Below are 12,026 nucleotides of genomic sequence, written 5' to 3'. Positions count from 1 at the left end.
CATTCTTATCTGTACAGGGCGGGAATCCTTGCGGACGCCGCCCTTTTTTGTGCAAGAGCATTATGCAAAGCAGCAGCCATCTGTTTCCTGTCGCCCTGATCAGCGCTGAACGTCGGGGCGACCTGAGTGAAGACGTCTACCGACTCAAACCCGGTAACAGCCCGGACGGCACCGTCGAGCTGGCGGTTACCCGTTTGGGCCTGGCCGATGTCCCGGAAAACCGGGGCACGCCGATTATTTTGTTGCATGGCAGTTTTTCCAATCGACGTTTCTGGTATTCGCCAAAAGGAATTGGCCTGGGGGCTTACCTCGCACGTCGCGGATTTGATGTGTGGATCCCGGAAATGCGCGGTCATGGTTTGTCCAAGCGCAATCACGACTACGCCAGAAACCGCGTCGCCGATTATGCGCGCTACGATTTGCCGGCCGTGGGGGCGTTTGTGTGTGAGCAAAGCGGGCAGATTCCGCACTGGATCGGGCATTCCCTCGGTGCCACCACCCTGGCTGCGGCCTTGGGTGGGCAGCACTTGGATGCATCAGCGGTGGCGTCGGTGGCGTTGTTCGGCTGCCAGGTCAGTCGCACCCACTGGCCGTTGAAAATTCCACCGGTGGAGTGGGGCGCTCGCTTTATCCTCAAGCGCCTTGCCCATCTGTCGGGCCCGCGCTTCAAGCGTGGGCCCGAGGACGAGCCGGCCGGCGTGATGATCGAAGCGATGCGTTGGAACGGCCTGTTCGGCCGGTTTGGCGATGCCGAGCATGACTGGTGGAAAGGCTTGGCGCAGGTCGATGTGCCGCTGTTGGCGGTGAGCGCAGCGGGCGACCGGCAAGACCCGGACTGGGCCTGCCGCAAGCTCTTCGAGCAAGTGGGCAGCGAGCATCGCCAGTACCTGTGCCTGGGACGTCAGCAAGGTTTCAGCGAGGATTTCGGCCATGTGCAGATGCTGGTCAGTAAAGCGGCCCAGGCCCAAGTGTGGCCTTTGGTCGAGCGCTGGTTGAACGACCCGCTGACACCCTTATTCGGTACGCAATCCGAAGTGTCCGCAGCGGTTTGACGAAACGCTCTACCAAGGGCGTTTCACTCTTGAATGGTTGCGGCTAAGATATGACGCGCCACGCGGTTCTGGTCATATTCAGTCGCGCAACGTGTATTGCGTTACGCTGAACCGGGTTTGATCATGGCCGCCGCCAACGCCCAGGCACTTAAAGAATGCCTGTCGCGGGGCGTTTTCTTGATGTACACCGTGGATGTTCGACCTCTTCTTTGATGACAGGAGTTTCTCGATGAACCATTACGTGACCCCCGACCTGTGTGACGCCTACCCGGAGCTGGTGCAGGTAGTGGAGCCGATGTTCAGCAACTTCGGTGGCCGAGACTCCTTTGGTGGCGAGATTGTCACCCTCAAATGCTTCGAGGATAACTCCCTGGTCAAGGCGCAGGCTGACCTGCCGGGCGTTGGCAAAGTGCTGGTGGTCGACGGTGGTGGTTCCCTGCGCTGCGCGTTGCTGGGTGACATGATTGCCGAGAAAGCCGCGAAAAATGGTTGGGAAGGGCTGGTGATCTACGGGTGCATCCGTGACGTGGACGTCATCGCTCAGACCGACCTGGGTGTGCAGGCCCTGGCCTCTCATCCGAAAAAAACCGACAAGCGCGGCCTTGGCGACCTGAACGTCCCGGTGACATTCGCAGGCGTGACGTTCCGCCCCGGTGAGTACATTTATGCCGATAACAACGGGGTGATCGTGTCACCCAGCCCGCTGAAAATGCCTGAATAAACTGCCGCAACCGATCGGGGTGAGGATGTTCGAAGAAGAAAACGCGCAATGGGGGCTGGTGCATGCCCTGGTGCTGGACGGTAAAGGCGGTGCGCGTTCGATTGCCCGGACTGAGCTCGACGATTTGCAGTTGCAGCCCCAGGAAAGCCTGTGGCTGCACTGGGATCGCAGCCATCCTCAAACCCAGACCTGGCTGCGCAAATCCAGCGGCCTGAGCGAGTTTGCCTGTGACCTGCTGCTGGAGGAAAACACCCGTCCACGGCTGTTGCCGCTGCCGGACGCCGAATTGCTGCTGTTTCTGCGCGGAATCAATCTCAACCCAGGCGCGGAGCCGGAAGACATGGTGTCGGTGCGCATTTTCGCCGCCGCCAACCGAGTGATTTCCCTGCGTTTGCGCCCCTTGCGCGCTACCGATGAGTTGCTGGTGCAACTGGCAGACGGCAAAGGCCCCAAGACGGCGTCTGAACTCATCCTTTATATGGCTCAGTACCTGACCAACAAAGTGCAGGATCTGGTCGCCGGCTTGTCTGAAATCGTCGATTCCGAGGAAGAAAAACTCGATGCCGACGAACGGTATACTCCGGAGCACGGCAGCGTTCTGCAGATCCGTCGAAGAGCCGCCGGACTCAAGCGCTTCCTGGCCCCCCAGCGGGATATTTTCGCCCAGATGACACGAATCAAATTGGCGTGGTTCTGCGACGACGATGCGGACTATTGGAACGAACTGCACAACAGCCTGACCCGTTACCTGGAAGAGCTGGAATTGGCCAGAGAGCGCGTGGGGCTTGTGCTGGAGGCTGAAGACCGGCGCTTGAGCCTGCGCATGAACCGCACCATGTACCGCTTCGGGATCATCACCGGGATCTTCTTGCCGATGAGTTTTCTCACCGGTTTGCTCGGTATCAATGTGGGCGGCATTCCATTCTCTGCCAGCCCTTATGGATTCATGATCGCGTGCCTGTTGATGGTGTCTGTGGCACTGGGGCAATGGTGGTTATTTCGACGATTGCGCTGGGTTTGACCTGAATATGACCTGAACGTAAGAAAGGGCCGATGTGACCCGAGGAATTTTACCCTCGTCTTTTAAATCACTTGCGAGAGGTCTCTATGCACGATCCGTTCGAACAGTCTTTGCGTGACATGCTCAATGCTTCGCCATCCAACCGTGATGACGATGCCTGCCTGGGCCGCGTACTGAAAACCGCCAACCGTCAGGTAGGGGCGGGTGACCTGTTCGGTCTGCTCGGGCGTTGGTTGCCGGCGTTGATGATGGCCCTGAACAACGGTTCGGCCCATGTGTCACCGGTTTCCCGTCGTAAACCTCTTGCTAGCACTGCTGATAAGGCTGATTGAATATGGAACTTGATCTCTGGACCCAGAGCCTGGTCACCGCGATGACCGCATTGTGGACCAAGGTGGCGAATTTCATTCCCAACCTGTTTGGTGCCCTGGTCCTGGTATTGCTGGGTTTTGTCGTGGCCAAGCTGCTCGATACCCTGCTGTCCAAATTGCTCGCCAAACTGGGGCTCGATCGCCTGATGGCTGGCACTGGCCTGACCAAATTGCTCGGCCGCGCGGGGTTGCAAGTACCGATTTCGACCCTGATCGGCAAGATCGTCTATTGGTTCGTTCTACTTATTTTTCTGGTTTCTGCAGCGCAGTCCCTTGGACTTGAGCGAGTTTCAGCTACGCTCGACATGCTGGCACTGTATTTGCCGAAAGTTTTCGGCGGCGCGCTGGTGCTGCTGGTGGGGGTTCTACTCGCGCAACTGGCCAACGGGCTGGTGCGCGGGGCCGCCGAAGGCGTGGGGTTGGACTACGCAGCGGGCCTGGGACGAATTGCCCAGGGGCTGGTGATCATCATCAGTATTTCCGTCGCGATCAGCCAGCTGGAGGTCAAAACTGACCTGCTCAACCACGTGATTGTGATTGTTTTGATTACCGTTGGTCTGGCAGTTGCGCTGGCCATGGGGTTGGGAAGCCGGGAAATTGCCGGTCAGATTCTTGCGGGAATCTATGTGCGTGAGCTGTATCAAGTTGGGCAACAGGTGCGTGTGGGCGAGGTCGAAGGGCAAATCGAGGAGATCGGCACAGTCAAGACGACCGTGCTGACCGATGACGGGGAACTGGTGTCGCTGTCCAACCGGATTCTCCTGGAGCAGCAGGTCAGTAGCCGCTAATCCGGCAAATCCTGCTAATGTACGCCGCCGCAAACCCGGGTGACCGGGTTGCAGCGGACATTGACCTGACTGTCGGCACGACTTGTTTTGAATAAAGCCCAAACGCTGTCCACGCGCTATGACCCCCGTGAGCTCTCTGATGAGGAGTTGGTCGCGCGCTCGCACACGGAGCTGTTTCACGTAACACGCGCGTACGAAGAATTGATGCGCAGGTATCAACGCACTCTGTTCAACGTTTGTTCAAGGTATTTGGGGAACGATAGAGACGCGGATGATGTCTGTCAGGAAGTGATGCTCAAGGTGCTATACGGCCTGAAGAACTTCGAGGGCAAATCGAAGTTCAAGACCTGGCTGTACAGCATCACGTACAACGAGTGCATCACGCAGTATCGGAAGGAACGGCGAAAGCGTCGCTTGATGGACGCTTTGAGTCTGGACCCCCTTGAGGAGGCGTCTGAAGAGAAGGCGCCGGCACCCGAGGAAAAGGGCGGACTTGATCGCTGGTTGGTGCATGTGAACCCGATTGACCGCGAAATTCTGGTGCTTCGATTTGTCGCAGAGCTGGAATTTCAGGAAATCGCTGACATCATGCATATGGGTTTGAGTGCTACAAAAATGCGGTACAAGCGTGCTCTTGATAAATTACGTGAGAAATTTGCGGGCGAGACTGAAACTTAGTGCGTAGCAAATATCTCTTACGTGTAGGCAAGTTCTGTTAGACTTGTCGCCGAGTTGTCCCCCGGTTTGTGGGACTGCTTTACAATCACCAGATGGGGATTTAACGGATGAAACTGAAAAACACCTTGGGCTTGGCCATTGGTTCTCTTATTGCCGCTACTTCTTTCGGCGTTCTGGCACAAGGCCAAGGCGCAGTTGAAGGCGAGCTGTTCTACAAGAAGCAGTACAACGATAGCGTTAAGCACATCGAAGACGGCTTCAACCCAGGCGCTCGCATTGGTTACTTCCTGACCGACGATCTGTCGTTGAATCTGTCGTACGACAAGACCAACCACACCCGTTCGAACGACGGCACTGGCAACCAGAAGATCAAAGGTGACACTGGCAGCCTCGTTGCTCAGTACCACTTCGGTCAGGCTGGCGTTGATAGCCTGCGTCCATACGTTGAAGGCGGTTTCGGCCACCAGAGCCGTGGCAACGTGCGCGCTGACGGCCACACCGGTCGCGATCAGACCACTTTCGCTACCATCGGTACCGGCGTGAAGTACTACTTCACCAACAACCTGTACGCTCGTGCTGGTGTTGAAGCTGACTACGGTCTGGACAACGGCAAGTGGGACTACTCCGCACTGGTTGGCCTGGGCGTGAACTTCGGCGGTAACGCTGGCGCAGCTGCTCCAGCTCCTACCCCAGCACCAGCTCCAGAGCCAGTTCCAGAGCCAGAAGCTCCGGTTGCTCAGGTTGTTCGTGTTGAGCTGGACGTTAAGTTCGACTTCGACAAGGCCGTTGTTAAGCCTAACAGCTACGGCGACGTTAAAAACCTGGCCGACTTCATGGCTCAGTACCCAGCTACCAACGTAGAAGTTGCTGGTCACACTGACTCCGTAGGTCCAGACGCTTACAACCAGAAGCTGTCCCAGCGTCGTGCTGACGCTGTTAAGCAAGTCCTGGTTAAAGACGGCGTTGCTCCTAGCCGTGTAACTGCTGTTGGTTACGGCGAATCCCGCCCAGTTGCTGACAACGCAACTGAAGCTGGTCGCGCTGTTAACCGTCGCGTAGAAGCGTCGGTTGAAGCTACCGCTCAGTAATTACTGAGTAGTAAAGAAAAGCCCGGCTCAGGCCGGGCTTTTTTTCGCCTGCGATTTGCCTCAGGCGCTTGCCGCAGCGGCGATGCTAGCCATCTGTGCGGCGCCGGCAACCTGGCCAATCACCAGGATGGCCGGGCTCTTCAGCGCAAAGGTTTTTGCCGCTTCATGCATGGCCGCCAGGGAGCTGCGGCATTCGCGTTGCTGGGGCAATGAAGCGTTTTCGATCATTGCCACCGGCATATCCGCAGCCATGCCGCCGTTGAGCAGCTGTTCGCGGATTTCTTCCAGCTTCGCCACACCCATATACACCACCAGCGTGGTTCCACCCTCCGCCAGCGCACGCCAGTTCAAGCTACTGTCATCCTGGGTATGCGCGGTGACCAAGGTCACTCCGCGGCTCACCCCGCGCAAGGTCAACGGGATATCGCACTGGGTTGCTCCGGCCAGCCCTGAGGTGATGCCATTGACCAATTCCACCTCGACACCACGCTCGCGCAGCCAGGTTGCCTCCTCGCCACCGCGGCCAAAAATACACGGGTCACCGCCTTTAAGGCGTACTACGCACTTGCCCTGGCGTGCATAACGCAACATCAGGCGGTGAATGAAATCCTGCGGGGTAGAACGACATCCCCCGCGCTTGCCGACGGTAATCACCCGGGCGCTGGTGCAGTGTTCCAGTACTGCCGGGTTGACCAGATCATCAATCAGCACGACGTCCGCTGCCTGCAGAGCCCGGACCGCTTTCAGGGTCAGCAACTCCGGGTCACCCGGACCTGCGCCTACCAGCCACACTTTTGCGCTCATGTTGTTCCCCTTACACACTGATGGCGATTGGCTGCGGGTTGCTGGCCAAAAGACGTTTGATTTCCGGCACGCAGGAGCCGCATTGGGTGCCGCAGCCCAAGGCCTGTTTGAGGCCATCCAGGTCCAGGCCGCTGCCGATACCGGCACACACGGCGTTTTCGCTGACGTTCTTGCAGTTGCACACAATCTTGTTGCTGGCCGTGGTACCGCCCGGTGGCGCGCTCAAGGGCGCCAGCAACCAGCGCCGCAGTTGCTCGTCGGCCCGGCCTTCCAGCCACAGGCTTTGCAGCCAGTGACGGGCCAGGGTTTCGCCGGCCAGGCGCAGGGCGGTGATGCGGCCTTTCTCGATCTTCACGCGCTTGCCGATTGAGCGGCGCGGGTCGTCATAGGCCATTACCGGGCCGTCGTTGAGGCCCAGCAGGTGGTCGATACGGGTCAAGAGTTGCAGGTCGGGCGCCTCGGTATGCGCGGCGCGCACCAGCAGCGCGGGGCGTTCACGGCCAGCCAGGCTCAGGCTGACGTAGGCAAAGGTTTCACACAGTGGGCGCAAGGCTTCGAAGTGCTGCTGTACATCGCCTTCGATCAGCGCAAACAGCTGCCACGGCAGTTGCACGGCTTCCAGGCGCACGCCGCTGTGCTTGAGCTCCGGCTGCTTGGACAAAGGGTCGAACGCCGGTTGAGTGAGGGTATTGACGCCGCCCTTGAGAAAGCGGTCGCCCCAGTGCATGGGCAGGAACGCTTGGCCGGGACGCACACTGTCATCGCTGCCGACGGCGACGATCACGCTGCCGCGACGGCTTTTCAGGCTGATCAGGTCACCCTCTTTGAAGCGGTGGCGGCGTAGCTCATCCGGATGCAGGCTCAACAATGCTTCACTGACGTGCCCGAACAACTGCGCTGCCGTGCCGGTGCGGCTCATCCCATGCCATTGATCACGCAGGCGACCGGTGATCAGGGTCAGGGGAAATCGCGCATCGCGCTGTTCCTTGGCGGCGCGATAAGGCTCGGCGACAAACTGCGCCCGCCCAGTGTCAGTGGGGAAAATACCGTCGGTGTACAAGCGCGACGTACCCGCTTGCGCACCCTCGGGAAACGGCCATTGCTGCGGGCCGAGCTGGTCGAGCAGGGCGTGGCTGATGCCGGACATATCCAGGTCACGGCCTTGAGTCAGTGGCTTGAATTCATCAAACAGCTGCGCCGCGTGCTCAAAGGCGAACAGGCTCGGCAACCCCGGCCGCAGACGGCGCTCCAGGCGTTGTGCGAAATCCACGGTGATCGCCCAATCCGCGCGTGCTTCAGCCGGTGGGTTGATGGCGCGGCGCACGTGGGAAATACGTCGCTCGGAGTTGGTCACCGTGCCGTCTTTTTCACCCCAACTGGCGGCGGGCAGTAGCAGGTCGGCATAGGCGGCGGTTTCGGTGGTACGAAAGGCTTCCTGCAACACCACGAACGGGCACGCTGCCAAAGCGGCGCGCACCGCGTTCTGGTCGGGCAGCGATTGGGCCGGGTTGGTACAGGCGATCCACAACGCCTTGATCTTCCCCGCCTGCACCTGTTCAAACAGTTCGATGGCGGTAAGGCCGGTGGTCGCGGGCAGTTGTTCCACGCCCCAATAGGCCGCCACTTCAGCGCGGTGTTCAGGGTTGGCCGCTTCGCGGTGGCCCGGCAGCAAATTGGACAGGCTGCCGGTTTCGCGCCCACCCATGGCGTTCGGTTGGCCGGTCAGGGAAAACGGCCCGCAGCCCGGCCGGCCAATGGTCCCCGTGGCTAAATGCAGGTTGATCAACGCGCTGTTTTTGGCGCTGCCGGTCGTGGATTGGTTAAGCCCCATGCACCACAGCGACAGAAAGCTGCTGGAGGTGCCCACCCACTGCGCGCACAGGCGCAACTGTTCGACGCTGATGCCGCATAGCTGCGTGACCATCTGCGGCGTGTAGTCATGCACCAGGCGCTTGAGTTCGGCCAAGCCGTCGGTGTGGGCCTGGATAAACGCGCGGTCGACCCAGTCTTCCCACAGCAACAGATGCAAAATGCCGTGGAACAACGCCACATCCGTGCCCGGCAAGATCGCTAGGTGCAGGTCGGCCAAGTCGCAGGTGTCGGTACGCCGAGGGTCAATGACCAGCACTTTCATCTGCGGGCGTTGCGCCTTGGCTTGCTCCAGGCGCCGGAACAATACCGGATGGGCGTAGGCCATATTGCTGCCGACGATCATCACGCAGTCGCTGTTTTCCAGGTCTTCATAGCTGCACGGCGGCGCATCGGCGCCCAGGCTGCGCTTGTAGCCGACCACTGCCGAAGACATGCACAGCCGGGAGTTACTGTCGATATTATTAGTGCCCACCAACGCCCGCGCCAACTTGTTGAAGCTGTAGTAGTCCTCGGTCAACAGTTGCCCGGAGATATAGAACGCCACGCTGTCGGGCCCGTGTTCGGCAATCGTCTCGGCAAACACGTTGGCCGCGTGTTCCAGGGCGGTGTCCCAGTCGGTGCGAGTGCGTGCCAGTGCTTTGCCCAAGCGTAATTGCGGGTACAGGGCGCGGGCGCTCACGTCGCCGGTCAAGTGCAGGCTGGCACCTTTGCTGCACAACTTGCCGAAGTTGGCCGGATGGCTGGGGTCGCCTTGCACCCCCAGGATCTGTTCGCCGTCATGCTCGATCAGCACGCCGCAGCCCACCCCGCAATAACAGCAGGTGGACGCGGTGGTCTGGCGGTTCATCAACCCGCGTCCCGCAGGGCCAGCATCACCCGGCCGTTTTCGACCCGGGCCTGATGATGGTGGGCGCAGCCGATATCCGGGGCCTGGGCTTGGCCAGTCGCCAGGTCAATCTGCCAGTTGTGCAGCGGGCAGGCCACGCGCTTGCCGTAGATCAAGCCTTGGGACAGCGGCCCGCCCTTGTGCGGGCAGCGGTCGTCGAGGGCAAAGACTTCATCGTCACTGGTGCGAAAAATCGCGATGTCACCTTTGGGCCCGCTGATGATGCGCGAGCCCAGGGCGTTGATTTCATCGAGGGCGCAGATATCTAGCCAGTTCATAGCGAGACCTCCAGTTGTTTGACGGGGATCACGTCGAATTCCTTTTTCAGCAGCGGCTGCTCCAGGCGTTCCTTCCACGGGTCCTGCTCGAATGACAACGAGAACTGCAAACGCTCATTGAGGGCTTGGCGGCGCGCCGGGTCTTCCAATACGGCCTTCTTGATATGCTCCATGCCCACTCGCTGCAGGTAGTGCACGGTGCGCTCCAGGTAGAAGGCTTCTTCGCGGTACAACTGCAGGAACGCGCCGTTGTATTCACGCACTTCCTCGGCGGTTTTCACCTTGACGAAGAACTCCGCGACTTCGGTCTTGATCCCGCCGTTGCCGCCGATGTACATCTCCCAGCCCGAGTCGACACCGATAATGCCTACGTCCTTGATGCCCGCTTCCGAGCAATTGCGTGGGCAACCGGACACCGCCAACTTGACCTTGTGGGGCGACCACATGTTGAACAGGTCATGCTCCAGCTCGATGCCCAGTTGTGTGGAGTTCTGCGTACCAAACCGGCAGAACTCGCTGCCCACACAGGTTTTGACGGTACGGATGGATTTGCCATAGGCATGCCCGGACGGCATATCCAGGTCCTTCCATACCCCAGGCAAGTCCTGCTTCTTGATACCGAGCAAGTCGATACGCTGGCCGCCGGTGACCTTGACCATCGGCACGTTGTACTTGTCGGCCACATCGGCGATGCGGCGCAGCTCCGAAGGGTTGGTCACGCCGCCCCACATCCGTGGCACCACAGAATAGGTGCCGTCTTTTTGAATATTGGCGTGGGCCCGTTCGTTGATCAGCCGCGATTGCGGGTCGTCCTTGGCTTCGCCGGGCCAGGTGGAGATCAGGTAATAGTTGAGCGCCGGGCGGCAGGTGGCGCAGCCATTGGGGGTGCGCCAGTTCAGGTAACGCATGGTGCTGCCGATGGTCAGCAGGTGCTGCTCCCGGATGGCCTGGCGGATCTGCCCGTGGTTGAGGTCGCTGCAGCCACAGATGGCTTTTTCACTTTTGGGTTTGACGTCGGCGGCGCCGCCCACGGTGTTGATCAGGATCTGCTCGACCAGGCCGGCACAGGAGCCGCAGGAGCTGGCGGCCTTGGTGTGTTTTTTCACCTCGTCGACACTGAACAACCCTTGTTCCTGGATCGCCTTGACGATGGTGCCCTTGCACACGCCGTTGCAGCCGCAGACTTCGGCGCTGTCGGCCATGCTCATGGCTTTGTCCTGGCCTTGGTGGCCGACATCGCCGAGTGCATTTTCACCGAACATCAGGTGATCGCGGATTTCACCGATGGCGTGGTTCTCACGGATCTGGCGGAAATACCAGCCGCCATCGGCGGTATCGCCGTACAGGCAGGCGCCGACCAGGATGTCGTCCTTGATCACCAGCTTCTTGTACACGCCGCCAATCGGGTCGGAGAGCGTGATGGTCTCGGTGCCTTCGCCACCCATGAAGTCGCCGGCGGAGAACAGATCGATGCCGGTGACTTTCAGCTTGGTGGAGGTCACCGAGCCCTTGTAAGTGGCAAAGCCCAATTGGGCCAGGTGGTTGGCGCAGACCTTGGCCTGTTCGAACAAGGGCGCCACCAGGCCATAGGCGATGCCGCGATGGCTGGCGCATTCACCGATCGCATAGATACGCGGGTCGTAGGTTTGCATCGTGTCGTTGACCAGGATCCCACGGTTGCAAGGGATGCCGGACTTTTCCGCGAGTTCGGTATTGGGGCGGATGCCGGCAGCCATCACCACCAGGTCGGCCGGGATGATGTCGCCATTTTTGAACTGCACCGAGCCGACGCGGCCATTGCCGGCATCGTGCAGGGCCTGGGTCTGCTCGCACAGGCGAAACACCAGGCCGCGACTTTCCAGTTCGGTTTGCAGTAGCTGGCCGCTGGTCTTGTCCAGTTGCCGCTCCAGCAGCCATTCACCGATGTGCACCACCGTCACGTGCATGCCGCGCAGCATCAAGCCGTTGGCCGCTTCCAGGCCGAGCAGGCCGCCGCCGATCACCACCGCATGCTTGTGGGTCTTGGCGGTGTCGATCATCGCCTGGGTGTCGGCAATGTCGCGGTAACCAATCACGCCCTGCAAGCTGTTGCCGGGAATTGGCAGGATAAACGGCGTGGACCCGGTAGCGATCAGCAGGCGGTCATATTCGGCCTCGGTGCCGTCTTCGGCGATGACTTTGCGCTTGACCCGGTCGATCTGCACCACTTTGCGGTTGAGCAGCAGTTTGACGTTATTGTTCAGGTACCAATCCAGGTCGTTGAGCACGATCTCTTCGAAGGTTTGCTCACCGGCCAGTACCGGCGACAGCAGGATGCGGTTGTAGTTGGTGTGAGGCTCGGCGCCGAACACGGTGATGTCGTACAGCTCGTTGCTCAGCTTGAGCAGTTCTTCCAGGGTGCGAACCCCGGCCATACCGTTGCCGATCATCACCAGTTTGAGTTTTTTCATGTCGTTCTCCGCAATGG

The 12,026-nt window shown here is 59.8% G+C and carries 11 protein-coding genes; 7 read left to right on the top strand and 4 right to left on the bottom strand.

Annotated elements, in window-relative coordinates:
* Positions 1-62: 62 nt before the first annotated feature.
* The 7 genes from RHM69_RS12750 (at position 63) to RHM69_RS12720 (ending at position 5,719) form a co-directional block, all read left to right on the top strand.
* Complete coding sequence (locus tag RHM69_RS12750; protein ID WP_089041906.1) at positions 63-1,052, top strand: alpha/beta fold hydrolase; 990 nt, start codon at positions 63-65, stop codon at positions 1,050-1,052.
* 229 nt (positions 1,053-1,281) lie between these two features.
* Positions 1,282-1,773, top strand: coding sequence for a ribonuclease E activity regulator RraA (gene rraA / locus RHM69_RS12745; RefSeq protein WP_019820544.1), 492 nt, complete (start codon positions 1,282-1,284; stop codon positions 1,771-1,773).
* A gap of 25 nt (positions 1,774-1,798) precedes the next feature.
* A complete protein-coding gene (locus RHM69_RS12740) occupies positions 1,799-2,794 on the top strand; it encodes a zinc transporter ZntB (protein ID WP_200600620.1) in 996 nt (331 codons plus the stop codon).
* A gap of 86 nt (positions 2,795-2,880) precedes the next feature.
* Positions 2,881-3,126: a hypothetical protein gene (locus RHM69_RS12735; protein WP_014719486.1), complete on the top strand. Its 246-nt coding sequence runs from the start codon at positions 2,881-2,883 to the stop codon at positions 3,124-3,126.
* A gap of 2 nt (positions 3,127-3,128) precedes the next feature.
* Complete coding sequence (locus RHM69_RS12730) at positions 3,129-3,953, top strand: mechanosensitive ion channel family protein (protein ID WP_003193288.1); 825 nt, start codon at positions 3,129-3,131, stop codon at positions 3,951-3,953.
* 87 nt (positions 3,954-4,040) lie between these two features.
* Positions 4,041-4,631 (top strand): RNA polymerase sigma factor SigX, encoded by a 591-nt coding sequence (gene sigX, locus RHM69_RS12725; RefSeq protein WP_003193286.1) that lies wholly within the window; start codon positions 4,041-4,043, stop codon positions 4,629-4,631.
* Positions 4,632-4,738: 107 nt separating this feature from the next.
* Positions 4,739-5,719, top strand: a complete 981-nt coding sequence (locus RHM69_RS12720; RefSeq protein WP_003193285.1) for an OmpA family protein — start codon at positions 4,739-4,741, stop codon at positions 5,717-5,719.
* Positions 5,720-5,779: 60 nt separating this feature from the next.
* Here RHM69_RS12720 and cobA read toward each other — a convergent pair whose 3' ends face one another.
* From cobA to nirB, 4 genes are read right to left on the bottom strand one after another with little or no spacing between them, the layout of a single operon-like run.
* Complete coding sequence (gene cobA, locus RHM69_RS12715) at positions 5,780-6,523, bottom strand: uroporphyrinogen-III C-methyltransferase (protein WP_019820539.1); 744 nt, start codon at positions 6,521-6,523, stop codon at positions 5,780-5,782.
* Between the two features lie 10 nt (positions 6,524-6,533).
* Positions 6,534-9,242 (bottom strand): nitrate reductase, encoded by a 2,709-nt coding sequence (locus tag RHM69_RS12710; RefSeq protein ID WP_200600618.1) that lies wholly within the window; start codon positions 9,240-9,242, stop codon positions 6,534-6,536.
* Complete coding sequence (gene nirD, locus RHM69_RS12705) at positions 9,242-9,559, bottom strand: nitrite reductase small subunit NirD (RefSeq protein ID WP_014719483.1); 318 nt, start codon at positions 9,557-9,559, stop codon at positions 9,242-9,244. Before nirD ends, RHM69_RS12710 begins: the two co-directional genes overlap by 1 nt.
* Positions 9,556-12,009, bottom strand: coding sequence for a nitrite reductase large subunit NirB (gene nirB / locus RHM69_RS12700; protein ID WP_200600617.1), 2,454 nt, complete (start codon positions 12,007-12,009; stop codon positions 9,556-9,558). The genes nirD and nirB overlap by 4 nt, the downstream gene beginning before the upstream one ends.
* Positions 12,010-12,026: the final 17 nt, after the last annotated feature.

This window comes from Pseudomonas sp. CCI1.1 (assembly GCF_034348165.1).
Taxonomy (GTDB): Bacteria; Pseudomonadota; Gammaproteobacteria; order Pseudomonadales; family Pseudomonadaceae; genus Aquipseudomonas; species Aquipseudomonas paracarnis.
Note: the sequence above shows the minus strand (reverse complement) of the source record. Positions and strands in the feature narration are given on the sequence as shown.

Coding starts and splice junctions, on each gene's coding strand:
- RHM69_RS12710 (WP_200600618.1), bottom strand. CDS start 9,242: ATGAACCGCCAGACCACCGCGTCCACCTGCTGTTATTGCGGGGTGGGC.
- nirD (WP_014719483.1), bottom strand. CDS start 9,559: ATGAACTGGCTAGATATCTGCGCCCTCGATGAAATCAACGCCCTGGGC.
- cobA (WP_019820539.1), bottom strand. CDS start 6,523: ATGAGCGCAAAAGTGTGGCTGGTAGGCGCAGGTCCGGGTGACCCGGAG.
- RHM69_RS12750 (WP_089041906.1), top strand. CDS start 63: ATGCAAAGCAGCAGCCATCTGTTTCCTGTCGCCCTGATCAGCGCTGAA.
- rraA (WP_019820544.1), top strand. CDS start 1,282: ATGAACCATTACGTGACCCCCGACCTGTGTGACGCCTACCCGGAGCTG.
- RHM69_RS12740 (WP_200600620.1), top strand. CDS start 1,799: ATGTTCGAAGAAGAAAACGCGCAATGGGGGCTGGTGCATGCCCTGGTG.
- nirB (WP_200600617.1), bottom strand. CDS start 12,009: ATGAAAAAACTCAAACTGGTGATGATCGGCAACGGTATGGCCGGGGTT.
- RHM69_RS12720 (WP_003193285.1), top strand. CDS start 4,739: ATGAAACTGAAAAACACCTTGGGCTTGGCCATTGGTTCTCTTATTGCC.
- RHM69_RS12735 (WP_014719486.1), top strand. CDS start 2,881: ATGCACGATCCGTTCGAACAGTCTTTGCGTGACATGCTCAATGCTTCG.
- RHM69_RS12730 (WP_003193288.1), top strand. CDS start 3,129: ATGGAACTTGATCTCTGGACCCAGAGCCTGGTCACCGCGATGACCGCA.